The organism is Pseudomonas sp. FEMGT703P, from assembly GCF_002786345.1.
Lineage (GTDB): Bacteria > Pseudomonadota > Gammaproteobacteria > Pseudomonadales > Pseudomonadaceae > Aquipseudomonas > Aquipseudomonas peli.
Map to the genome: position 1 here is coordinate 1 of NZ_PGCM01000007.1, position 22,801 is coordinate 22,801.

At 60.4% G+C, this 22,801-nt stretch carries 16 protein-coding genes and 1 pseudogene; 10 read left to right on the plus strand and 7 right to left on the minus strand.

What is annotated here, in order from left to right:
- Both CUR33_RS20705 and CUR33_RS11930 read left to right on the plus strand, forming a co-directional pair.
- Positions 1 to 4,386: pseudogene (locus tag CUR33_RS20705) on the plus strand (beta strand repeat-containing protein); the annotation flags it as partial.
- 1,272 nt (positions 4,387 to 5,658) lie between these two features.
- A complete protein-coding gene (locus tag CUR33_RS11930; protein ID WP_289239797.1) occupies positions 5,659 to 7,149 on the plus strand; it encodes a TolC family protein in 1,491 nt (496 codons plus the stop codon).
- A gap of 507 nt (positions 7,150 to 7,656) precedes the next feature.
- On the opposite strand, the gene CUR33_RS11935 is transcribed toward CUR33_RS11930, so the two are convergent.
- On the minus strand, positions 7,657 to 8,310 hold the full coding sequence (locus CUR33_RS11935; RefSeq protein WP_289239774.1) for a TIGR04211 family SH3 domain-containing protein: 654 nt from the start codon (positions 8,308 to 8,310) through the stop codon (positions 7,657 to 7,659).
- A 540-nt stretch (positions 8,311 to 8,850) separates the two neighbouring features.
- On the opposite strand from CUR33_RS11935, the gene ybaL reads away from it, so the two are divergent.
- Positions 8,851 to 10,569 (plus strand): YbaL family putative K(+) efflux transporter, encoded by a 1,719-nt coding sequence (gene ybaL, locus CUR33_RS11940; protein ID WP_289239775.1) that lies wholly within the window; start codon positions 8,851 to 8,853, stop codon positions 10,567 to 10,569.
- 60 nt (positions 10,570 to 10,629) lie between these two features.
- Here ybaL and CUR33_RS11945 read toward each other — a convergent pair whose 3' ends face one another.
- On the minus strand, positions 10,630 to 12,153 hold the full coding sequence (locus CUR33_RS11945) for a fumarate hydratase (protein ID WP_275961727.1): 1,524 nt from the start codon (positions 12,151 to 12,153) through the stop codon (positions 10,630 to 10,632).
- 287 nt (positions 12,154 to 12,440) lie between these two features.
- On the opposite strand from CUR33_RS11945, the gene CUR33_RS11950 reads away from it, so the two are divergent.
- Genes CUR33_RS11950 through CUR33_RS11960 form a run of 3 tightly spaced genes read left to right on the plus strand, consistent with a single transcriptional unit; the run spans position 12,441 to position 15,322 of the window.
- The gene (locus tag CUR33_RS11950) at positions 12,441 to 13,568 is read left to right on the plus strand and encodes a GGDEF domain-containing protein (RefSeq protein ID WP_160088758.1); all 1,128 of its coding nucleotides are present in this window, start codon (positions 12,441 to 12,443) and stop codon (positions 13,566 to 13,568) included.
- Positions 13,561 to 14,502, plus strand: coding sequence for an iron-sulfur-binding ferredoxin reductase (locus CUR33_RS11955; protein WP_289239776.1), 942 nt, complete (start codon positions 13,561 to 13,563; stop codon positions 14,500 to 14,502). Before CUR33_RS11950 ends, CUR33_RS11955 begins: the two co-directional genes overlap by 8 nt.
- 46 nt (positions 14,503 to 14,548) lie before the next feature.
- Complete coding sequence (locus tag CUR33_RS11960; RefSeq protein ID WP_289239777.1) at positions 14,549 to 15,322, plus strand: enoyl-CoA hydratase; 774 nt, start codon at positions 14,549 to 14,551, stop codon at positions 15,320 to 15,322.
- Between the two features lie 62 nt (positions 15,323 to 15,384).
- Here CUR33_RS11960 and pyk read toward each other — a convergent pair whose 3' ends face one another.
- Complete coding sequence (gene pyk, locus CUR33_RS11965; protein ID WP_167147670.1) at positions 15,385 to 16,836, minus strand: pyruvate kinase; 1,452 nt, start codon at positions 16,834 to 16,836, stop codon at positions 15,385 to 15,387.
- An 88-nt stretch (positions 16,837 to 16,924) separates the two neighbouring features.
- Complete coding sequence (locus tag CUR33_RS11970; protein ID WP_090255248.1) at positions 16,925 to 17,722, minus strand: tetratricopeptide repeat protein; 798 nt, start codon at positions 17,720 to 17,722, stop codon at positions 16,925 to 16,927.
- A gap of 149 nt (positions 17,723 to 17,871) precedes the next feature.
- Between CUR33_RS11970 and CUR33_RS11975 the strand changes: the two genes are divergently transcribed.
- From CUR33_RS11975 to CUR33_RS11985, 3 genes are all read left to right on the plus strand, one after another.
- On the plus strand, positions 17,872 to 18,246 hold the full coding sequence (locus CUR33_RS11975; protein WP_090255246.1) for a hypothetical protein: 375 nt from the start codon (positions 17,872 to 17,874) through the stop codon (positions 18,244 to 18,246).
- A gap of 68 nt (positions 18,247 to 18,314) precedes the next feature.
- Positions 18,315 to 18,737, plus strand: coding sequence for a DUF4124 domain-containing protein (locus tag CUR33_RS11980; RefSeq protein ID WP_289239778.1), 423 nt, complete (start codon positions 18,315 to 18,317; stop codon positions 18,735 to 18,737).
- 60 nt (positions 18,738 to 18,797) lie between these two features.
- Positions 18,798 to 19,160, plus strand: coding sequence for a PilZ domain-containing protein (locus tag CUR33_RS11985; RefSeq protein WP_167147679.1), 363 nt, complete (start codon positions 18,798 to 18,800; stop codon positions 19,158 to 19,160).
- Positions 19,161 to 19,245: 85 nt separating this feature from the next.
- Here the strand turns inward: CUR33_RS11985 and mqo are convergent, their stop codons facing one another.
- Both mqo and CUR33_RS11995 read right to left on the minus strand, forming a co-directional pair.
- Positions 19,246 to 20,748 carry a malate dehydrogenase (quinone) gene (mqo, locus tag CUR33_RS11990; RefSeq protein WP_289239779.1) on the minus strand — a complete coding sequence of 501 codons (1,503 nt, stop codon included), beginning with the start codon at positions 20,746 to 20,748 and terminating at the stop codon, positions 19,246 to 19,248.
- Between the two features lie 454 nt (positions 20,749 to 21,202).
- The gene (locus tag CUR33_RS11995) at positions 21,203 to 21,436 is read right to left on the minus strand and encodes a hypothetical protein (RefSeq protein ID WP_289239780.1); all 234 of its coding nucleotides are present in this window, start codon (positions 21,434 to 21,436) and stop codon (positions 21,203 to 21,205) included.
- Positions 21,437 to 21,666: 230 nt separating this feature from the next.
- Here CUR33_RS11995 and CUR33_RS12000 point away from each other — a divergent pair, with 230 nt between their 5' ends.
- The gene (locus CUR33_RS12000) at positions 21,667 to 22,251 is read left to right on the plus strand and encodes a YajG family lipoprotein (RefSeq protein ID WP_090255237.1); all 585 of its coding nucleotides are present in this window, start codon (positions 21,667 to 21,669) and stop codon (positions 22,249 to 22,251) included.
- Between the two features lie 86 nt (positions 22,252 to 22,337).
- Here CUR33_RS12000 and CUR33_RS12005 read toward each other — a convergent pair whose 3' ends face one another.
- On the minus strand, positions 22,338 to 22,544 hold the full coding sequence (locus tag CUR33_RS12005; protein ID WP_289239781.1) for a hypothetical protein: 207 nt from the start codon (positions 22,542 to 22,544) through the stop codon (positions 22,338 to 22,340).
- Positions 22,545 to 22,801 lie beyond the last annotated feature (257 nt).

The window sequence follows — 22,801 nt, forward strand, 5'->3', positions numbered from 1 at the left end:
GTGGTGGAGGCTCCTCCGCGGCAGGCGGCAAGGGGGGCGCCGCCGTGGGGGGCATCTACAACGCCAGCACCGGTATCCTGACCATCGTCAACAGCAGCGTGACCAACAACCTGGGGGCTGGTGGTGGCGGTGGTGGCGGTGTGTCCAGCGACCGGTTCGCCTACGACGGCCGAGTGGGCAATGGTGGTGCAGGGGGCGCCGGGGTCGGCGCCATCTGGAACGCCGGCGGCACGGTGCGGATGGACAGCACCAGCTTCAATACCCTCAACGCCGGCAACGCCGGCGCCGGCGGCCTTGGCGGCAAGGCCGCCGGCGGCCCCAACATCGACGGTGCCAATGGCGCGGCCAACTCGACCATCTACACCACGTCGGGTGGCACCACCGATACCAGTTACAACCCCAACGTCGCACCGACCCTCGGCAACCTCAATGGTGACAGTGTGGTCTGGGGGGGGGTAGGCAATACCGTACGGCTCGATGCCGGCAGTCAAGCCAGCGTGGCCGATGTGGAGTTAGGGGGACTGAACAATGGCAATGGCAATTGGGCCGGCGTCAGTATGGTTGTGCAGCGCCATGGTGCTGCTTTAAACCGTGATGTGTTGGGGTTCGACACTGCTGGAGCACTGTTTACCGTCAGTGGTAATACCTTGCAGGCGGGCGGACAGACCTTTGCCACCTTTACCCATACAGGTGGTGTGTTGACCATCACCTTTACCAGCAGTGCTACGCCGGCCACCACCGCGTTGGTCAATGACGTGACGCAGCGCATCACTTACCGCAACGATACGCCTGCTGGCGATGCGGTGATCCGTTACACCCTCAGCTATGGCAATGATGTAAGTGTCAGTGCAAGCGTTACTGTTACCAGTGACATTATCTATGTGACTAACCCCAACGATAATACGGGCACCATTGACCTCAGCGACGGCGTCAGTTTCCGTGAAGCCATTGCGATTGCTGAGGCCGATAGCACCGGCAGTCAGACGATTGCATTCGCTATCTCTCAGCTAACCATCAACAACGTTAGCCTTAGCGAAAGTTTGGTCTTTGATATGAGTAAACTTGCTCGTATTTCTGGCGGCGCATTGACCCTCGATAACGGTATAACGCTTACCTTAGATACCCGTAATTATAATGTTAACTTGCAAAATATGTTTGCCGGCACCGGAACGTTGAGCAAGACTGGACAAGGGGTTTTGAGCGTTTATCAGGGTAGCAGTTATGCCGGTGAATTCACCGGTAATACTGTAGTGGCTGAGGGTGTTTTGCGGGTTGGTAATGGTTATACATTTTCCAATAGTAGTGTGAGTGTTTTGTCGGATGCTGTTCTGGAAGTGTTCAATGATGCTGCAGTGAGTAATCTCTCTGGTTCTGGCTCGGTATACCTAAGGCCGGATAGTTCAATTTCCAGTACTTTAACGGTTAATGTTACGGCGGATAGCGTATTTTCTGGCGTAATAGCGGGGTATGGTGGGGTTGTTGTAAATCAGTATGGTGCAGCCAACCACGCGCTGACACTTACCGGGCGCAATACATACACCGGGGATACTTTAATTGAAAACGCTGGTTGGCTGAAGCTTGGTGGCGCTAATGTGCTCGCAGACACAGGAGGTATTAGCTTTAATGGCGTTGGTGTGCTGACGTTGTTGTCTGATCAAACTGTAAAAAGTGTTCTGGGTTCAAGCAGTTATAGCAATATCCAATTAGGTTCATATGTTCTGAGTGTTGGAAGTTCAAACACCTCAGGACATTATGGTGGTGTTATCTCAGGTGAGGGGTCTCTGGTCAAGCAGGGTACTGGGATTCTCACATTAACAGGTCTAAATACTTATACGGGAAGCACCACGGTTAACCAAGGTGCACTCGCAATTGACGGTAATGGGCGTTTGGGTCAGGGGCAGTTAATTTTAGATGGAGGGACAACGTTTAGTGGTTTATCAATGAGGGTGTTAGTATCTAACGCAATATTATTGCGCGGCGACAGCACAATCAATGCGGCTGGCGCAATCGATATACTCGGTGATATCAGTGGCGCTTACAGCCTTACTAAAACCGGTGATAAAAATCTGACGCTTTTGGGTCGAAACAGTTATGCGGAAACTTTTATTACTACCGGTAAATTAACCATCGGTTCCGATGCCAGCCTCGGCAGCGGTGCGGTGACGATAAATGAATCGGGTACGTTCAGTATATCTGGCTATTCGGTTGTCGATAATGCGATCGTTTTGGGGCGCTCGGCAACCATAGAGACATCAGGTTCTACTACGCTAAGTGGCACGATCAGTGGTGGTACTTTAATCAAGACTGATGCGGGCGAGCTTATTCTGGCGGGTAATAATACGTATGCGGATACTCGGATCATGGATGGTCGTGTCGTTATCAGCAGCGACATTAATCTGGGTCGTGGTCAAGTCGAAGTGGAACGAGGGGGACTGCGGATTACGGCAAGTACGATAATCAGTAATGCCATCGGTGTAAGCAATACAGCCACGTTAACCATTGATGCGGATACAACCTTCTCTGGAGCAGTTTCGGGGTTTGGAGATATTTACAAGTCTGGTGCAGGGACGTTAACCATTTTGGGCTCTGTGAATACTTATGGCCGTACATTTTATGTAGCGAGTGGTTGTCTGGTGGCCGATGGCCGCATCGATGCCCCTTTGACAGTCTTTAATGGTGCCACCTTGGCGGGCAGTGGCATGTTAAATGGCAACGTCACCGTGCAGAGCGGCGGCACCCTCTCCCCAGGCAACGGCGGCGCCGGCACCCTGACGGTCAACGGCAACCTGACCCTGGCCTCGGGCAGCACCCTGGCCCTGGACATCCACGGCGCCACCGCCGGCACCGGTTATGACCGGGTGGTGGTCAACGGCAACGTCGACGTTTCCGGCGCGACCCTGACAGTCAACCATGGTTATGCGGCCGGTAATGGCGAGGTCTATCAGATCATCCTCAATGATGCCGCCGATGCGATCACCGGCACCTTCAGTGGCCTCAACGAGGGCAGTACGTTCAACGCGGCGGGCAATGGCACCCAATTGACTACTAGCTATGCCGGCGGCACTGGCAATGACCTGACCCTGACCGCCCCCACTGCTCCGACGATCACCAGCGTTTCGTCCAGCACGGCCAACGGCACCTACAAGATCGGTGACGTCATAACGGTCACCGTGCGCTTCGACAGCGCGGTGAACGTCACCGGCACCCCGACCCTGACCCTGGAGACCGGCGCCACCGACCGGGTGCTCAACTACGTGTCTGGCTCAGGCACCGACACCCTGAGCTTCAGCTACACCGTGCAGGCCGGCGACAGCTCTGCCGACCTCGACTATGCCTCCACCACAGCCCTGAGCCTCAATGGCGGCTCCATCCAGGACGGCGCCAACCAAAGCGCCATTCTCACCCTGGCCACCCCCGGTGCGGCGGGTTCCCTAGGCGCCAACAATGCTCTGGTGGTAGACGGCGTGCGACCGGCCGCCACCAGCATCACCCTCAGCGACACGGCCCTGCGCATCGGCGAGACCGCCACCGTCACCGTGACCTTTAATGAGCAGGTCACCGGCCTGGACATCGCTGACTTCAGCGTGGCCAACGGCAGCCTGAGTGGGCTCAGCACCAGCGATGGCGGCCTGACCTGGACGGCGACCTTCACCCCCAGCGCCAACGTCAGCGATGCCACCAACCTGATCACCCTCGACAACACCGGCGTGATGGACCAGGCGGGCAACATCGGCAGCGGCACCACCGACTCGGTCAACTACGCCATCGACACCCAGCGCCCGACGGCCACCATCGTGGTCAGCGATAGCGTGCTGAAAGCCGGGCAGACCACCATCGTCACCATCATCTTCAACGAGGCGGTGACCGGGCTGACCACGGCGGATTTCAGCGTGGCCAACGGCACCCTGAATGGCCTCAGCTCCAACGACGGTGGCATCACCTGGACGGCGACCCTGACGCCCAGTGCCAGTGGCAACGACCCGACCAACCTAATCACCCTGGACAACACCGGCTACACCGACATTGCCGGCAACGCCGGTATCGGCACCTCCGACTCCAACAACTACGCCATCGACACCCAGCGCCCGACCGCCACCATCGTGGTCACCGACACCGCGCTGAAGGCCGGGCAGGGCACCACTGTCACCATCACTTTCAGCGAGGCGGTGAGCGGGCTGACCACGGCGGACTTCAGCGTCGCCAACGGCAGCCTGAGCGGGCTCAGCTCCGCCGACGGCGGCATCACCTGGACGGCGACCCTGACGCCAAGCAACAACGTCACCGACACCACCAACCTGATTACCCTGGACAACACTGGCTACACCGACGCCGCCGGCAACACCGGCACCGGCACCACCGACTCCAACAACTACGCCATCGACAGCCGTGCCCCGGCCGTCACCTCCGTCGGTGTGCCGGCCAACGGCACCTACCTGATCGGCAACACCCTCGACTTCACGGTGAACTTCGACGAAGCCGTGACCGTGGACACCACCGGCGGCACGCCGCGCCTGGCCATCACCCTGGACACCGGCGGCACCGTCTACGCCAACTACCTCAGCGGCTCGGGCGGTACTGCCCTGGTGTTCCGCCTCACCGTCGCCAGCGGCCAGCAGGACAGCAACGGCATCGCCGTCGGCGCCAGCCTCGATGCCAACGGCGCGACCCTGCGTGATGCCGCCGGCAACAACGCCCAGACCGTGCTCAACAACGTGGGTTCCACCGCCGGTGTGCTGGTGGATGCCGCCGTTCCGCAGCTCACCAACATCGCCATCGATGGCACCTCGCCGACCCGCGACACCACTCTCAGCTTCACCGTGACCTTCAGCGAGAACGTCAGCGGCGTCGACCTGGCCGACTTCGCCCTGGCCACCAGCGGCAGCGCCAGCGGTACCTTGCTGTCGCTGGTACAGGTGGATGCGCGCACCTACCGCGTCACCGTCAGCGGTGTCACCGGCCAGGGCACCCTGGGGCTGTCCCTGGCGGCCGCCGGCAGTGGCATCACCGATACCGTCGGCAATGCCATGACGAACAACTTCGCCACCGTGGGCTACGTGCTCGGCGGGGTCGAGGGCGACCCCGAGTTCCGTGCCAACCCGACGCCCAGCGTGCCGACCACACCGACCACGCCGACCCAGCCCAACGTGCCCGGCCTGCCGCCATCCAGCACCACCTCGCCGTTGCTGCCGCCGCCGCTGTTCGAGCAGCCGACCCTGGGCAGCGGGGTGCCCACCGTGGGCAACATCTTCATCAACCTGAACGCCCTGGCGCCCAGCTACATCGCCCAGGTCTTCGCCAGCAGCGACAGCTCCGCCAGTGACGGCGGCGCCAACGGCTTCCTCGGCTTTGGCGGGGGCGACGGTGGCGTGTTCGGCAGCAGCAGCTTCTCCAGCATGTTCGGCAAGGATGTGCCGCAGCAGGACATGCAACTGAAGGTATTCGACGGTAAGCAGTGGCGCGGTGGCGACACCGGCAAGAACGGGCGGGGCCTGACCGGCGCCCCCACTCTCGGCCAGCAACTGCAGGCCATGAAGGAAGCCGACCTGCGCCCCGTGCGCGACTTGGCACAAGCCCTCGGGCAGGTGGCGGGGGCCACCACCCGTGGCTGACATGACAAGAAAGGGAATCACCGTGCCGTACCAGGGGGCGGCCGTCAGCATGAACCAGACCTACAAGCTCTTCACCGCCAGCCTGCTGGCCTTGGCCATCAGCGGATGTGCCGTGACCACTCAGCCCATCGATCGCGGCGAGAGCGAGGCCCGCGCACGGGCGGACCTTTCCAGCATGTTCAAGGACCAGGAGCCCCTCAGCGGTCCGCTGACCCTGAACGAGTCCATGGCCCGCGCCATCAAGTACAACCTCGAGGCACGCCTCAAGGTGATGGAACATGCCCTGGCCGAGCGACAGCTGGACCTGGCCACCTTCGACATGCTGCCGCGCATGGCGCTGTCCGCTGGCTACGCAGGGCGCAACAACGTCAGCGCCTCCAGCAGCCGCAGCATCGAGACCGGTTCCCAGTCCCTGGAACCGTCCACCTCCCAGGACAGCGACCGTGGCGTGGCGGACCTGACCATGGTGTGGAACGTGCTCGACTTCGGCGTCAGCTACATGAGCGTCAAGCAGCAGGCCGATCAGCGCCTGATCGTCGAGGAGCGCCGCCGCAAGGTCATCCACACCATCACCCAGGACGTACGCTCCGCCTACTGGCGGGCTGTGGCCGCTGAGCGCCTGCTCAAGCAGATCGACAGCCTCATGGCCCGCGTCGACAAGGCCCGCACCGACAGCCGCAACCTCAGCACCCAGCGCATCGGTGACCCGGTGCAGGCGCTGAGCTACCAGCGCGCGCTGATCGAGGCCACCCGCCAGTTGGAAGAGCAACGCCGCGCGCTGTCCCTGGCCAAGACCGAGCTGGCCGCGCTGATCAACCTGCCGCTGAACACCGACTTCCAGCTGGCCGCCAGCAACGACTATGTCGTGCCAGAGCTGAAGGTGAACTTCGCCCAGCTGGAGCAGCAGGCCCTGGCCAGCCGCCCGGAACTGCGCGAGCAGGACTATCAGGCGCGCATCAGCGCCGCCGAGACCCGCAAGGCCATGCTGCGCCTGCTGCCCGGCCTGGAGTTCTCTGCCGGCGGCCACTACGACAGCAACAGCTTCCTGGTAAACCAGAGTTGGGCCGACTACGGCGTTAAGGTCACCTGGAACCTGTTCAACGTGCTCTCTGCACCGATGGCTATCGATGTTGCCAAAACAGGCCAGGAGGTCGCCAATGCCCGTCGCCAGGCCATGTCCATGGCCATCCTCGCACAGCTTTACGTGGCTAACGCCAACTACGCTGAAGCCCGCCGTCAGTTCCAGACCAGCCAGCAGTTGGCCGATCTGGACGGTCAGATCGCCGAGCAACTGCGTAACCGTTACAGCACCCAGAGTATCGGCGAGCTGGAGCTGATCCAGGGCGAGCTGAACACTCTGCAGGCCCAGCTCAGGCGTGACCTGGCCTATGCCGATCTCCGTAATGCCTACAACCAGGTATTTGTCAGTGCGGGGGTTGATCTGCTGCCACCCAGTATTCCAGACGCCCGGCTGTCCACCCTGGCACAAGCGCTGCGGGAAGGAGAGTCGAGACTATCGGTGGGGCAGCTAAATCCCTAACCCTTGAGAGGGCGTAGCAGAGGGCGTTCGCGGCGCTGGGACAAATCGGGCTGTGGTTGCCCACCCGCCCTACGCTAATGCCAGTCGAAGCCGCAAGTACCAATTCATTGTCAAGCCGCTGAATGTCAGTCAGCGGCTGACGTCTACCGATGTCATGTGTAACTACGCCAAAAAAGGCTAAAGGAGGGCGTGGTTCACCTCAATCAGATCGGCCCATTCTCGACAGTGGTGGGGGCTTCTGGCTTAATCAGCTCCACCTGTTTCGACTTTCGCCTTTAATTGCCGGCAGGTCAAAATCTCTGATGAAAGTCCGCTATTGGCCGATTTCTGCCGGTTACCAAAGGTTGAAAGGGTCGAAATCAAGCTGATTTACCGCTATTTATAAAAACAACAAACCCGGCACCAAGCCGGGTTTGTTGTTCTAGCATCAATGCTGACTGGGTCTTAATAGCCAGGCTGTCATGAGTTTTTTATTTCAGATCGTCGGCATGTTTATTTGGCCAGCCTTCAAACCCACTGATCATTGCGCTTACGCCTTACGCGCAGCATGGTCGGCAGAACCAGCCCTGCGAGTAGCCCAGCGCCGGCTATGCCGCCGCCGTAGGCCATATAGCGCATCAGCACTTGCTGGTTTTCCTCACCCAGTTGCGCTTGCAGCGCGCGCAGTTCGGAGTTGGTCTGGCTTAGCTCACTGTCCAGCGCCGAGCGCGCGGTTTGCAGTTCGTCGATCAGGGTTTTGCGCGAATCCAGAGTTTCCTGCATGCCCTGCACGCGGGTTTTCCAGGTGTCGTTGATGCCTTCAAGTTCGCTGCTCAGTTGCGCCACTTGCTGTTCCAGCTGCGGCAGGCGCTCGGCCTGGCCAGGGAGGTCCTGCAGGTCGCGGTTGGCGATCCATACGGCGTTGCCGTTTTCGCCACGCACCTGGCTGTAATCGCCGGAGGTTTGCAGCAGGGTGACCTTTTGCCCGGAAACCAGGGTGCCGACGATCCGGTAGCCGTCGGTTGGGCCGCTGCGTACATAGGTATTCAGGCTGTCGCTGACCCAGCGAGTATTGGCGGCGGGCTCTTCAGCGTGTGCACTCAAGCTGCCTAGCAGGCAAACACTCAGGGCGAGGTTGTGCAGCGGGCGAGTACATGAGGGGAGGTAATGGGATAGGGACATGGGCTGTCTTCATATAGCGATTGAATGAAACCCTGCGGGCAGGTGCGATAGCGGTCGGTCAGGCGCATTGCCGTGTACTGATGAGCAGCCGGGGCGCTGCAATGCAGTTGTCTGCTGGGCAAATGGCCAGCAGGCCCACCTTCAGTGGCCGACAGAGGACAGACCTGTGCGACGCGCGGGGAGTTCACTGCGCAATGGCGGATCGGGATGAGTGGCCAGCAATCGGGGAACGATCCATGCGGATAATTTGTGCGTTATAGCTGTAGGAGGTATTGCCATTCGTCATGGCAGTGGCTGCGAAGTTAATTTTTTATTGATCTAAAGAATTCTTTTGTTATTCACTAAAAGAATTAAAGACGACTCTCTATGCTGTTTGCCCTGCTGGCGATAAACAGCATCCGGGGCCATGGATGGCCTGGCAGCTCGACTGCCATTTGCCATGCGCTATTGTGGGGAGCGCTTGCGTCCAGTTGAGGTGCTTGTGTTTGCTATGTGCAGGGCTGGCAAACCACCCCAATCACCCATTGCAGAGGATTCTGAATGGAACACAACATCTCCTTGATCACCACCCTGGCAGGTGGTTTCGGCCTGGCGCTGATCTTCGGCTTTATTGCCGAGAAGATAAAACTGCCCGCGCTGATTGGTTATCTCTGTGCCGGTATCCTGCTGGGCCCGGCTACCCCTGGCTTTGTCGCGGACATTGAGCTGGCGGCGCAGCTGTCGGAAATCGGCGTGATGCTGCTGATGTTCGGCGTTGGCCTGCACTTTTCCCTCGATGATCTGTTGTCGGTTAAGAAGATTGCCCTGCCGGGAGCGGTGGTACAGATGGGCCTGGCCACGGTGCTTGGTATGGCAGTGGCGCACTGGTGGGGCTGGAGTTTCGGTGCCGGGCTGGTGTTCGGCCTGTCACTGTCATGTGCCAGTACCGTGGTGCTACTCAAGGCGCTGGAGTCGCGCGGCATTCTTGAGTCCATGAATGGGCGCATCGCCGTCGGCTGGCTGGTGGTTGAAGACCTAGTGACCGTGCTGGTGCTGGTCTTGCTGCCGCCTTTGGCGGGTGTGCTGGGTGGTACGCCAACCGCCGAGATGGGCAGCGATCCGCTGTGGTACACCCTTGGCAAGACCCTGCTGCTGGTGGTGGTGTTTATCGTGGTGATGTTGGTGGCCGGGCGGCGCATTCTGCCCTGGATGCTGATGCAGGTGGCCAAGACCGGTTCGCGTGAGCTGTTCACCCTGTCCGTGGTGGCATCAGCGATCGGGATTGCCTACGGCGCGGCGGCGCTGTTCCAGGTGTCTTTTGCCCTCGGTGCATTCTTTGCCGGCATGGTGATGCGCGAGTCTGACCTCAGCCACCGCGCGGCGGAAGAGTCACTGCCGCTGCGGGATGCCTTTGCGGTGCTGTTCTTCGTCTCGGTTGGCATGCTGTTCGACCCGCTGGTACTGATCAAGGAGCCGCTGCACGTGCTGGCGGTGGTCGGCATTATCGTGATCGGCAAGACTCTTGCGGCGGCGGCTTTGGTGCTGGCCTTTCGTTACCCGTTGAATACAGCGCTGACCGTGGCGGCGAGCCTGGCGCAGATCGGCGAGTTCTCCTTCATCCTGGCCGGATTGGGCATGACGCTGGGCTTGTTGCCGCAAGAGGGCATGAGCCTGGTGCTGGCCGGTGCGCTGATTTCGATTGCCTTGAACCCAGCGCTGTTTGCCCTGATCAAGCCGCTCAAGGAACTGGCGCTACGCCGCTCGGCTCTGGCGCGCAAACTCGAGCACCGCGAGGACCCACTGGCCGTGCTGCCGATGAGCACCGAGCACAAGTACCTCAAAGGGCAGATCGTGGTGGTCGGCTATGGCCGGGTTGGGCGGCGGATTATCCGCAGCCTGGCCGAGCGCAATATCCCCTTTGTGGTGGTTGAGCAGAACCGTGAGCGCGTTGAACAGATTCGTGGACAGGGCTTGGTGGCTGTAACGGGAGACTCAGCCGAGCCCGATACGCTGATCCAGGCGCATATCGCCGATGCCGCGATGCTGGTCATCGCCACCCCGGACCCGATGAACGTACAGCGCATGGTGGAAACGGCGCGGGCGTTGAACCCGGATATCGACGTGGTGATCCGTACTCACAGCCCGGATGCGGTGGAGATGTTCCGCAAAGACGGTCTGGGGCAGGTGTTCTTTGATGAGGAAGAGCTGGCCCGCGGGATGAAGGCGCACATTCTGTCGCGCTTGTCGCCACCGGCTGAGGCGGCGAGCAAGGCCCATTAAACCGACCTCTTGAACAACAAACCCGGCACATGGCCGGGTTTGTTGTTTTTGCCGCAGGGTTTACTTGATCTCGACGGCCAGGCTGTCGTGGATCTTTTTGTTCCAGATCGCAGGTCCCGTGATATGCACCGACTCGCCCTTGGTGTCGACCGCCACGGTAACTGGCATGTCTTTCACGTCGAACTCGTAGATGGCTTCCATACCCAGTTCGGCGAATGCCACCACGCGCGATTTCTTGATCGCCTGGGCGACCAGATAAGCAGCGCCGCCAACGGCCATCAGGTACACGGCCTTGTTGTCTTTGATCGCTTCGATGGCAATCGGGCCGCGCTCGGATTTACCGATCATGCCGAGCAGGCCAGTGCTTTCGAGGATCTGCCGGGTGAACTTGTCCATCCGCGTGGCGGTGGTCGGGCCAGCTGGGCCAACCACTTCTTCGCGTACCGGATCAACCGGGCCGACGTAATAGATAAAGCGACCTTTGAGGTCCACCGGCAGCTCTTCGCCCTTGTTCAGCATGTCGACCATGCGCTTGTGCGCGGCGTCGCGGCCGGTGAGCATCTTGCCGTTGAGCAGTACGGTTTCGCCCGGCTTCCAGCTTTGCACGTCTTCCGGGGTCAGGGTGTCGAGGTCGACGCGGCGGGCGCTTGGGCCGGCTTCCCAGACGATTTCCGGGTAGGCGGACAGATCCGGCGCTTCCAGTTCGGCCGGGCCAGTGCCATCAAGCACGAAGTGGGCGTGACGGGTGGCGGCGCAGTTGGGGATCATGCACACCGGCAGGCTTGCGGCGTGGGTCGGGTAGTCCATGATCTTCACGTCGAGCACGGTGGTCAGGCCGCCCAGACCCTGGGCGCCGATGCCCAGCTGGTTAACTTTTTCGAACAGTTCGAGGCGCATTTCCTCGATCTTGTTCTGCGGGCCGCGGGCTTTCAGTTCATGGATGTCGATGTGCTCCATCAGCACTTCCTTGGCCATTACCGCGGCTTTCTCGGCGGTGCCGCCGATGCCGATGCCGAGCATGCCTGGCGGGCACCAGCCGGCGCCCATTTCCGGGACGGTCTTGAGTACCCAGTCAACGATCGAGTCGGACGGGTTGAGCATGGCCATCTTCGATTTGTTCTCGGAGCCGCCGCCTTTGGCTGCGACGTCCACTTCCACCTTGTCGCCAGGGACGATGGAGTAGTGGATGACGGCCGGGGTGTTGTCTTTGGTGTTCTTCCGTGCGCCGGCTGGGTCGGCGAGGATCGAGGCGCGCAGGACGTTTTCCGGAAGGTTGTAAGCGCGGCGCACGCCTTCGTTGATCATGTCGTCGACGCTCATGGTGGCGCCGGTCCAGCGCACGTCCATGCCGACGCGGATAAATACGGTGACGATGCCGGTGTCCTGGCAGATCGGCCGATGACCGGTGGCGCACATGCGCGAGTTGATCAGGATCTGCGCCATGGAGTCGCGCGCGGCGGGGGACTCTTCGCGCAGGTAGGCCTCATGCATGGCCTGAATAAAATCCACGGGGTGGTAATAGGAGATGAACTGCAGGGCGTCGGCGACGCTCTGGATCAGGTCGTCTTGCTTGATCACGGTCATGCTTGGCGCTCCTTTTTGTAGGGGAGGAGTAGGGCAGGAACTTCGAACTGCGCAGAGTCACGGCCCTGCGCAGTGCTATCAAGGTCAAAGGACATAGCCAAAGCACAAGATAAAAAGGCGCGGCAGTATACCGCGCACACCGCCAGGCGGACACCTGTGGCGGCCCAGACCATGGTCGCTGGTCGGCTATTTGAGCCGACTAATGACGCGGTAGCGGCCTAGGCATTCTGTGATCACAAGGGTAGAGTGGCGGCTAGATGCCAGCATGGGACGGAGCCCATAAACCCATGAGCCTAAGTAGCCAGCGGGTAACCCAGCGATCTCTGCAAAGCCTGCTGCTGAAGCGTTTCGGCATGGCAGTGGCGACCTATGCAATGACTGGGCTGCTGTGCTGGGCCGCTGTATTCGCTGGGCTGTTTCATGCCTCGCCTCTTACGGCGCTGACCATCACTGCCTTGGCCGCCGCTAGCCAGCTGGTGTTCCTCGTGCTGTTTCTGTCCCACTTCAACCTGCGATTATCCGACCCCAGCCTGACTGAACCTCAGGTGCTGGTGGCATTGGCCTGGCTGACGGTGCTGCTGTCACTGTTCAGTGAAGGGCGCGGCAGCATGCTGGTGATTTACCTGCTGATCATGCTATTCGGCGTGTTCCAGCTACCACCACGGGTGTTCGCCCGCTGTGCGCTGTTTGCCTTTTTCGGTTTTGCCGGCTTGAACCTGTATGAAGCCTATACCCTGCAGTTGAATGAGCCGCGCGCGGCCTTTATGCAGGCGTGTGTGCTGGCCGTGGTGCTGGTGTGGCTGTGTCTGTTTGCCAGTTACGCCCAAGCTATGCGTCAGCGCATGCGCCAACGGCGTTTTGCCCTGCAGGCGCATCAGGACACGCTGCGTGGCATGATGCGTCAACTGGAAGACCTGGCCGCCACGGACGAGTTGACCGGCCTGTGTAATCGCCGGCACTTCCTGCGTCTGGCCAGTCGTGAACTGGAGGGGCTGCATCATGGGCGTCAGCACGGTCTGGCGCTGCTCGATCTGGATCATTTCAAGCGGATCAACGATATCCACGGCCACGCTGCCGGGGACCGCGTTCTGCAAACGTTCGCCGCCGTCGCCCGCGCCTGCCTGCGCGACGGCGATGTGGTCGCCCGCTACGGCGGTGAGGAATTTGTGTTGTTGTTACCCAATACCGAAGCCGATCAGTTCACCGCCTGCTGCGAGCGCTTGCGTGAGGCCTTTAGCCGCGCCGAGCCGCTGGGTGTCAAAGTAGCCAGCCTGAGCGTGTCCATCGGCATGACGCTGCTGACCGTGCACGATGATCTCGACGAAGCCCTGCAACGTGCCGATCAGGCGCTGTACCAGGCCAAACGCGACGGCCGTAACCGTTGCGCGGCGACCTGGGAGGATGTGGATGCCTGAGTTACGGGCCGCTGATCGCTGCCTTGATGTCGCCCCCGCCAGTAACCTGCTGGACAGCCTGCTGGCTGCCGGCATCGCCGTGCCCTACAGCTGCCGCGCCGGCAGTTGTCATGCCTGCCTGGTGCGTTGCGTGGCCGGCGAGTTGCTCGATGGCAAACCGGAAGCCCTGGACGATGCGCGGCGTGAGCAGGGTTGGCGCCTGGCTTGCCAGTGTCGGGTGGTCGAGTACGTAAGCATCGAGGTATTCGACCCGCTGCGCGATGCGGCCCCTGCCGTTATTCACAGTTGCGATTGGCTTAGCAGCGATGTGCTGCGTCTGCGCCTGACCCCACAGCGGCCGCTGCGCTACAGCGCCGGCCAGCACCTGCAACTCTGGACTGAGGACGGCATAGCCCGACCTTATTCGCTGGCCAGCGTGCCGGGCGATGATCCTTGGCTGGAATTTCATATTGACTGTCGACACGGCGGTGCCTTTGCCACGGCAGCGCGGACGTTTCAGCCGGATGGCAACCTGCGTCTGGGCGAATTGCGCGGTGCGGCGCTGCACTATGACCCGGACTGGCAAGCCCGCCCGCTTTGGCTGATGGCCTCTGGCACCGGTTTGGCGCCGCTCTATGGGGTGCTGCGTGAGGCAATACGTCAAGAGCATCAGGGCGCCATTCGGGTTATTCACCTGGCCCATGATGCGGCCGCACATTATCTGGCTGAGCCCTTGCAGGCGTTGGCGGCCAGCCATCCGCAGGTGCAGATCGAGTTGCTCACCACGGCCGAGTTGACGGCTGCTTTGGCCGAACTGCGCCTTGTTTCACGGCGAACCATCGCCTTACTCTGCGGCCACCCCGACAGCGTCGAAACTTTTGCGCGCCGCCTGTATCTGGCGGGTTTACCGCGCAGCCAGGTTTTCGCTGACGTCTTTTTGCCCCACGCGCGCTAGCCGTTCAGGTTCTCAGCTCGCGGGTGGCCTGCCGTGAGGATTGATGATGAGCGAGCACCTGCTGGTAGAGCGTGAACAAGGGCTGTTGACCTTACGCATGCACCGCCCTGACAAAAAGAATGCCCTGACCCGCGCCATGTACAGCGGCATGGCCGAAGTGCTGGTGCAGGCCGATCAGGATAAAAGCGTGCGCGCCGTGCTGATCACCGGTGGCGACAGCTGCTTTACCAGCGGCAATGATGTCGCCGACTTTATCAAGGCGCCGCCGACTGGCCTGAACAGCGAAGTGTTCCAGTTTATGCAGGCGCTGTTCGAGTTCAGCAAGCCAGTGGTGGCCGCCGTCAACGGTCCGGCGGTGGGCATCGGCACGACCATGCTGCTGCACTGCGACCTGGTGTATGTCAGCCGTGATGCCACGCTGAAGATGCCCTTCGTCAACCTGGGTCTGTGCCCTGAATACGGTTCCAGCCTGATCCTGCCGCGCCTGCTTGGCCACGCCCGCGCTGCCGAGCTGTTGCTGCTCGGGCAGAGTTTTACCGGTGAGCAGGCCGCAACCTGGGGCATCGCCAATCAGGCGCTGGATAGCGGCGCGGCAACCCTGGCCAAGGCTCGCGAAATGGCCCTGCGCTTTCAACAGTTGGCACCGGCTGCAGTGGCGGACAGCAAACGCCTGATGCGTGCGCCGGATCGCGAGCAACTGCGCCGGGTTATCGAGGAGGAGGGCGCCTTGTTCGGCCAGCGTTTGCGCTCGCCAGAAGCTATCGAAGCGCTGACTGCCTTTATGCAGCGGCGCACGCCGGACTTCAGCAAGTTCGCCTGATGCCTTGAGGCAAACAAAAAAGGCCGCTCGATTGAGCGGCCTTTTGCGTTGCAGCGAAGCAGTTATACGAGTGCTTCACCCACATGCAGCAGCTTCATGGTGTTGGTGCCGCCGATGGTGTGGTAACTGTCGCCCTTGGTCAGGATTACCCAATCACCGGCCTGCACTACGCCGCGCTTGAGCAGTTCGTCCACCGCGGCCTGGCTGACTTCTGCCGGTTGCAAGGCGGCTGGGTCGAACGGCACGGTGTAGACGCCGCGGAACATGGCCGCGCGGGCCTGGGTTTCGCGGTGCGGAGAGAAGGCGAAGATCGGCACCGAAGAACGGATGCGCGACATGATCAGTGGGGTGTAGCCACTTTCGGTCAGCGCGATGATCGCTTTCACACCGGGGAAGTGGTTGGCCGTGTACATGGCCGCTAGGGCGATGCTTTCGTCGCAACGCTCGAACTCGGTGCCCATGCGGTGGCTGGATTTTTTGCTGGTGGGGTGCTTTTCCGCACCCAGGCAAATGCGCGCCATGGCCTGCACGGCTTCCAGCGGGTAGGCACCGGCGGCACTTTCCGCCGAGAGCATCACCGCATCGGTGTAGTCGAGCACGGCGTTTGCTACGTCGGAGACTTCCGCGCGGGTCGGCATCGGGTTCTGGATCATCGACTCCATCATCTGCGTCGCCGTGATCACTGCCTTGTTGTGGCGGCGCGCGTGCAGGATGATTTTCTTCTGGATGCCGCACAGTTCGGCGTCGCCGATCTCTACACCCAGGTCACCACGGGCAACCATCACCGCATCACTGGCGCGGATCAGGCCGTCGAGGGTTTCGTCGTCGGCTACCGCTTCGGCGCGTTCGATCTTCGCCACCAGCCAGGCGGTACCGCCGGCTTCGTCGCGCAGCTTGCGCGCGTAATGCATGTCGTCGGCATCGCGCGGGAAGGACACGGCCAGGTAATCCAGCTCCATCTCAGCAGCCAGTTTGATGTCTGCCTTGTCTTTTTCTGTCAGCGCCGGCGCAGTCAGGCCGCCGCCACGGCGGTTGATGCCTTTGTGGTCGGACAGCGGGCCGCCAATGATCACTTCACAGTGCAGGGCATCTGCGGTGGCTTCCATCACGCGCATCACCACGCGGCCGTCGTCGAGCAGCAGCTCGTCACCGACGCCGCAATCCTTGACCAGGTCCGGGTAGTCGATGCCGACGATGTCTTGCGTACCGGCAGTCAGCGGATGGCTGGTGGAGAAGGTGAAGCGGTCGCCCAGCTTGAGCTCAATGCGCTTGTTGGCGAATTTGGCGATACGGATTTTTGGGCCTTGCAGATCACCCAGTAGCGCTACGTGACGGCCGTGTTTGGCCGCCAATTCGCGCACCAGCTTGGCGCGGGCTTTGTGCTCATCGGGCGAACCGTGGGAGAAGTTCAGGCGGGCGACATCCAGGCCAGCGATGATCAGTTGTTCAAGCACCTCTGGGCTGTTGCTAGCGGGGCCGAGGGTGGCGACGATTTTGGTGCGGCGAAAGGTCATGCACAGACTCCTGAGTGGCAGCTGCGCATGAGGCTACTATGCCGCAACCCTGTAGTCATTGTTCCTCTGTACTACCTTGGCCCACCTGCTAGCGATTAAGTGCCTGGTCCAGATGGCGGGCGGCCTTGGTGTTCAGGTCGCTATTGGGGAATTGCACCAGTAGACGACGCAGGTAGGTGATGGCCTTGTCGCGGCTGGCCTGCGGGTTGTCTGGTGCCAGGTACATCAGGCCGAGTTGGTACAGGGCTTTTTCCTTGATGTCGGCGGGGATGCCGGGGTCGCTCAAGGCCAGCAGGTACAGCTCTTCAGCTTCACCGACGCGATTTTTCAGTACGGCGCGGCGCGACAGCAGGGTCATGTCGGTATCGAGGCTGGGCTTGTACAGGTCAAGTTGCTGGTTGGGCTTCCAGTGTGCCAGCAGTTCGCGCGAGGTCTTGTGCACTGGCTCGTCTGCGCGCTCGCGGATCATCACAATCCGCGCCTCGGCCCGTTCGGCAGCCCGGCTGGATGGGAATTGGTTAAGCACCTGATAGAAGTAGTTGAGCGCTTTATTGTCGTCGCGCTGATCGTTGAAGCGGTTCATATAGAGCAGGCCGATCTGGTACAGCGAGATGGCACGCACCTCATCGCTGAGCTTCTCGTCACGGTAACCAGTGAGGTACAGCTGCTCGGCTTGTTCGCTTTTGGCGTCGCGTATGGCCTGGGCACTGTAGGTCAGCAGGTCGCCTTCATCCTCAATGGCAGCGAGCATGCGGTTGTTCTTCAGGGTTTTGTATTCCACCACTTCGTTGGTGGTGATCTGCGCAATAAACAGCGGCGTGGTGGGCGAGCAGGCGCTCAACAGAACGGTACACAGCAGCACTAACAGGCGAGGTGACGACGACATGACAGCTCCTGGGCGCAATGGCCGTTGCGCGCCAGTCTAGCCAGGCGGGCGGGCGGTGGCCAAGTGGCTGGCGGCATTACCCATCAGAGGATATGTTGCTGCAGAATTTTCCTGAGCAGTCGATACACTGCTCATCGGAGGAGAGGCTTATGCGCATACTGTTTATTGTTCTGCTGGTGTTGGGGGTGGCGGGGTGCAACCGTTATTCGTTTGATCACCACCTCAATAGTGCCTATGAGGCCTATGACCGTGGCGAGTGCGAAGCAGCGATCCTGTCGCTGTCCAAGGCCGAGCGCAACAGCCGTTCACGGCGTTACATGCAGCCGGAAATATCCCTGCTGCGCGGTCAGTGCCTGGAGCGTCAGGCGCTGTTTGTTGATGCCATGCATACCTACCAGTTCATCGTCACTAATTACCCGGCCAGCGAGTACGCTTATCGCGCCCGCGCACGTATGGATACTCTGCGCGAGCTGGGACATGAAGGCGCCGGTGCGGCGGTCAAGGTCACCCCGGTGAAGCCCTGACCGCTGGTCGTCACAGGCCATAGAAGGCTATTCTCGGCAGTAAGCTGATGTTTTACGGGAGGGAATCCATGCGTGTCTTGTTGTGTCTGTTGTTAATGCCGGGGCTGGCGGCGGCGGAAATCTACCGTTGGACTGATGCCAATGGACAGGTGCACTTCGGTCAGCGTCCAGCGGCGGTTGGAGCCGAAAAGGTCGAAGTCAAACCGCAGGTGGTCGAACGCGACCAACTGACCCGTGAGCGCGAAGAGCGTACCAATCGGTTTTACGATGCACGCCGCGACGAGCAGGCGCAGGTTTCGGCTGTGGCTGCGGAAAAACAGGCCAAGCGCGCTGAGGAATGTCACGAGCTGCGCAAAAAGCTGGCCTCGATCCCTGAGGGGCGTAGCTATTACCGCACCGAGGCGGATGGTCAGCGCAGCTATTACAGCGATGAGCAGGTTGATACCGCCCGTCAGCAACTCCAGAGTCGGGTGTCTGAACGCTGTTCCTGAAACTGGTTTAAGCGCAGTAGTGGGGCCATACTCAATGGCCATCAATAGCGATTTGCCACTATGCAAAAGCATATTCAGCGCAGCATCGAACGCCATCAACTGCCCTACTACCTGAAGGTATTCAATCGCATCACCGACAAGCCCATGGGCTATATCGGTAATGTCTCATTGGACGGGTTGATGTTAATCAGTCAGCTACCCCTGTTAGTGGGCGCGCGTTTTGATATGCGTCTGAAAATTCCAGGGCACGATGCCCCGCACTACATCGACTTTTCGGCCACCTGCCAATGGTCCCGAGAGGATGTAACCCCCGGCAGTTACGACTCGGGTTTCGCCCTGGTCGCGCCCCCAGGTGATTACGTCGAGATGGTTGATGCCTTGCGGCATTACTTCAGTTTCCGGCCGATGCCCACATCCGCTTAAATACGCGATTGGTCTGAAACTGCCTTCCGTGAATGAAAGGCAATAAAAAACCGCCCCAAGAGGCGGTTTTTTATTGCAGTGCGGGTTAGGCGCTGACGGTTTGTTCCAACTGCAGCAGGGCGTCAGAGCGCGACTGTACTTCACGATAGCGTTCGGCATCGCTGGCGAGTACTGCGCCCAAGGCAGGGAACATCTCGTTCAGCTTGCTGCGCCACTGCTCTGATTTGGCCTGAGTACCGAAGCAACGCTGGATCAGGTCGAGCATGATCGACACCGTGACCGAAGCGCCTGGCGAGGCACCGAGCAGCGCGGCGATGGAGCCGTCTTCGGCCGCGACCAGTTCGGTCCCGAACTGCAGGATGCCACCGTTCTTCGCATCCTTTTTGATGATCTGCACGCGCTGACCGGCGATTTCCAGGCTCCAGTCCTCGGCCTTGGCCTGTGGATAGAAGCCGCGCAGGGTTTCCAGGCGCTGGTCTTCGGATTGCAGCACTTCCTTGACCAAGTAGCGGGTCAGGTCGAAGTTGTCGCGCGCCACGGCCAGCATGGGGCCGATGTTGTTAAAGCGAATCGACAGCGGCAGATCAAGGAACGATCCGCGCTTGAGGAACTTGGTGGTGAAGCCGGCATAGGGTCCGAACAGCAGCGAGGTTTTACCGTCTACCACGCGGGTGTCCAGGTGAGGCACTGACATCGGCGGCGAGCCCACGGCTGCTTGGCTATAGACCTTGGCCTGATGCTGTTTGACCACGTCAGGGTTGTCGCAACGCAGCCACTGGCCGCTGACCGGGAAGCCGCCGAAGCCTTTGCCTTCCGGGATGCCAGACATCTGCAGCAGCGGCAGCGCCGCGCCACCAGCGCCAAGGAAGACGAATTTAGCCTGGATCTCGCGGTTGTTGCCGCTTTGCAGGTCCTTGACGCTGACCCGCCAGCCTTGGCCGCTGCGCTTCAGACCAACCACTTTTTGGTTGCAGGAAACCTTGGCATCAGCTTGCTGGCCGAGGTGCGCGAGCAGGTGCGTGGTCAGGTTGCCGAAGTTGACGTCGGTGCCCGCCATGACGCGAGTGGCTGCAATTGGCTCGTTCGGGTCGCGGCCCGGCATCATCAGCGGCATCCACTCCGCCAGGGTGGCTTTGTCTTCGGTGTATTCCATGTCCGCAAAGGCATGGTGCACGGTCAACGCCTGGAAGCGCTTCTTCAGGTAATCGATACCTTTCTGGCCGCGCACGAAGCTCAGGTGTGGCACTGGATTGATGAACGATTTGGGCGAACCAAAGCGGCCTTTCTCGACCAAGTAGGCCCAGAACTGCTTGGACTCTTCGAACTGAGTATTGATTGTTACCGACTTCTTGATGTCGATCGAACCGTCCGCCGACTCCGGCGTGTAGTTCAACTCACACAGGCCGGCGTGGCCGGTGCCTGCGTTGTTCCAGGGGTTGGAGCTTTCAATTGCCCCCGATTCCATCATTTCGAGCACTTCCAGCTTGATCGCCGGGTCGAGCTCTTTGAGCAGTACGGCCAAGGTCGCACTCATGATGCCGGCACCCACCAGCACCACATCCATTGTTTCGTAATCGTTTTGCGCCATTACCACTTCTCCGCAAACCAGCACTCAATAGACGTTCGTCAGCTTATGTATGCACACAGCCAATCAGCAGTCGGCGAGACGCTCAGGGTTGAGGGAAGCAGGCTTCTGGAAGCAGATGCCAACCGCGAGATCGTTCATTTTCGCCACACTCTTGTGAAGTTTTCCAAACCGTTTTTTCCACGCTCTTTTGGAGTCGTGAACCTCAAAACACGTCTGCTGGGCACGCTTCTCTACGACATAGAATGGCCATGCAGCGATTGCAGGCGCTATACGTGGGAGTAAGCGGCAGCCGGAAGGCAGCGCGAAGTGGGCGACTCTCTGGGGCGGAGCTGGTGCAATGGAGCATCAGCGATACGGCAAGGCCCGAACAGGAGGCGTCCTTATAATCGGGGCGAGATTATAAGGGCAAAGCAGGAAAATTGATCGCCTGGTGTGACTTTTCTTCTTCCGCCGGTCAGGCTGCCAGCGTTTGCCGCACGCGTAGGCATGGCGTGACCTGGGCAGTTCTGGCGCCAGCGGGCAGCGGTCGGTTGAGCCAGCTCAGGCAGCTGTGTTGCACCTCAATCCAGCCGGAGCCTTGTGGCGCCTGGGCTGACTGGCGCAGGGCGCGGCAGATGCCTTGCGCATCGACCAGTGCAAATGAGCGCATTGGGCGGCGTGGGGCGAGCAGGTTGCGCAGTGAGAACATGGCGAATCACTCACGAACAGGGAAGACTAAAGTCTTATGCCTGACGCGGGTTACAGGGGTGTTACGGGAACCAGTAAGCGCGATAAGCGTCCTAGGTTCTGTCGCCGTTTCATCGCGAGCCGCATTGCTGTGAGAAATGGCAGCAGACCCTGGCAAGCAGCGCTGTCAGGCATTTGCCGCGCTGGTTATACTGCGCGCCACTTCTACCCCTTATGTATGGAGAGTTGAGCATGCTGCATCGTCTGCTGTTTGGTCTGGTGGCTGTTGCCAGCCTTACTCTGGTGGGTTGTGCCCACAGCCCGCAACAACTCAGCCCACAACCCAAGCTTAATAGCCCGCTGACCGCTGTTGGCCAAGGCCAGCCGGTGGTGGTGCGCGTAGCCGATGGCCGTCCTTCGCCAGTATTGGGAACTCGCGGTGGTCTCTACCCGGAAACCAGCGCCATCAGCGTGAGCGGCCAGGACATCCTGCCCAAGCTGCAGGCCCAGGCTGAAGCGGCTGTACGTTTGCTCGGCTTTACCCCAAGCGCGAATGCCTACAACGCGCCGCAGCTGACCCTGACCCTGGCCGAACTGAAATACCAGTCGCCGAAAGAGGGTATGTACGTAACCGAAGCTGACATGACCGCGACTTTCCGCGTTGACGTGCAGAACAGCAGCCGTCGCTACAGCGGTCGTTACGGTGCCTCGTTGAATCAGCGTTTTGGCATGGCGCCAAACCAGGCAACCAACACCAAGTTGGTTGGCGACGTGTTGAGCGACGCCCTGACCCGCGCTTTCAAGGATCCGACCATCGGCCAGATGCTCGGGCAGTAAGCCTTATCGCTGTAATCAAAAAGCCCGGATTGATCCGGGCTTTTTTACATCTGCGCTTTGTACGCCCAAAAACGATAACCCCTGCCTCAAGCCGCTTCGCTGTAAAAATCCGGCATGCTCATGCCGGTCAGCGTATCGACATCAGGCAGGGCGTAATGCTCGTGGCCGCCCATGGCGCAATAGACCAGCCAGTGGTCGTCCTGCACATTGAAAGACAGCTCGTTTACCACATCGTCCACCTCATCCAGCGAGTCGATCAGGTAGTCGCGGTCTTGCGGTTGGGCATGCAGCATGGTGTGTTCCTCCATGGATGTTTAAAACCTGTCGCCATGCTTGAAGCCTTTTTTGGCCAGGGCGTTGCGACGAGTGTTAGACCATAGTTCACGAAGATGACAGTGTTTAGACCGCTTAGTCATAGTGGCTGCGATTCGTCGGATTCGAGCCGCGAGCGCTGCAACCTTCGGTAGACTCCGCGACCGTATTTGGGCTGCCCGATCGTGCATCGGGTGTGCTGCTAATTAGGCGCGATGTTGGTCGCATGCCATATAGA

Excerpts from the sequence above, each read along its gene's own strand:
- CUR33_RS11930 (WP_289239797.1), top strand. The coding sequence starts at position 5,659 with ATGAACCAGACCTACAAGCTCTTCACCGCCAGCCTGCTGGCCTTGGCC.
- CUR33_RS11935 (WP_289239774.1), bottom strand. The coding sequence starts at position 8,310 with ATGTCCCTATCCCATTACCTCCCCTCATGTACTCGCCCGCTGCACAAC.
- ybaL (WP_289239775.1), top strand. The coding sequence starts at position 8,851 with ATGGAACACAACATCTCCTTGATCACCACCCTGGCAGGTGGTTTCGGC.
- CUR33_RS11945 (WP_275961727.1), bottom strand. The coding sequence starts at position 12,153 with ATGACCGTGATCAAGCAAGACGACCTGATCCAGAGCGTCGCCGACGCC.
- CUR33_RS11950 (WP_160088758.1), top strand. The coding sequence starts at position 12,441 with ATGAGCCTAAGTAGCCAGCGGGTAACCCAGCGATCTCTGCAAAGCCTG.
- CUR33_RS11955 (WP_289239776.1), top strand. The coding sequence starts at position 13,561 with ATGCCTGAGTTACGGGCCGCTGATCGCTGCCTTGATGTCGCCCCCGCC.
- CUR33_RS11960 (WP_289239777.1), top strand. The coding sequence starts at position 14,549 with ATGAGCGAGCACCTGCTGGTAGAGCGTGAACAAGGGCTGTTGACCTTA.
- pyk (WP_167147670.1), bottom strand. The coding sequence starts at position 16,836 with ATGACCTTTCGCCGCACCAAAATCGTCGCCACCCTCGGCCCCGCTAGC.
- CUR33_RS11970 (WP_090255248.1), bottom strand. The coding sequence starts at position 17,722 with ATGTCGTCGTCACCTCGCCTGTTAGTGCTGCTGTGTACCGTTCTGTTG.
- CUR33_RS11975 (WP_090255246.1), top strand. The coding sequence starts at position 17,872 with ATGCGCATACTGTTTATTGTTCTGCTGGTGTTGGGGGTGGCGGGGTGC.
- CUR33_RS11980 (WP_289239778.1), top strand. The coding sequence starts at position 18,315 with ATGCGTGTCTTGTTGTGTCTGTTGTTAATGCCGGGGCTGGCGGCGGCG.
- CUR33_RS11985 (WP_167147679.1), top strand. The coding sequence starts at position 18,798 with ATGCAAAAGCATATTCAGCGCAGCATCGAACGCCATCAACTGCCCTAC.
- mqo (WP_289239779.1), bottom strand. The coding sequence starts at position 20,748 with ATGGCGCAAAACGATTACGAAACAATGGATGTGGTGCTGGTGGGTGCC.
- CUR33_RS11995 (WP_289239780.1), bottom strand. The coding sequence starts at position 21,436 with ATGTTCTCACTGCGCAACCTGCTCGCCCCACGCCGCCCAATGCGCTCA.
- CUR33_RS12000 (WP_090255237.1), top strand. The coding sequence starts at position 21,667 with ATGCTGCATCGTCTGCTGTTTGGTCTGGTGGCTGTTGCCAGCCTTACT.
- CUR33_RS12005 (WP_289239781.1), bottom strand. The coding sequence starts at position 22,544 with ATGCTGCATGCCCAACCGCAAGACCGCGACTACCTGATCGACTCGCTG.